Source organism: Leptolyngbya sp. CCY15150 (assembly GCF_016888135.1).
In the GTDB taxonomy this organism is placed as follows: domain Bacteria; phylum Cyanobacteriota; class Cyanobacteriia; order RECH01; family RECH01; genus RECH01.
On sequence record NZ_JACSWB010000263.1, the window covers coordinates 1 to 218 of the forward strand.

The window sequence follows — 218 nt, forward strand, 5'->3', positions numbered from 1 at the left end:
CCTTCCAGCATGAAGGTGAGCAGATGATCCCAACTGTCGAAATACATGTACCGGGTTAATGCCCGCAAATCATCAAAAAAGGTCTTGCGGGTGGGTAAGTGCGACCGCAGCAGCTTGTACTTCAAGTCGAGCAACTCTAGCAACGTATGAAAGAGCAGAGACAGAATGTTCAGGGTCGCCAAGAACGAGGAAAGATGCTGCTTTCCGTGCCCGAAGTT

General features: G+C 50.0%; 1 pseudogene. It reads right to left on the reverse strand.

The features are described 5' to 3' along the window. Positions 1-218 (reverse strand): annotated as a pseudogene (locus tag JUJ53_RS19650) (ISNCY family transposase); the annotation flags it as partial.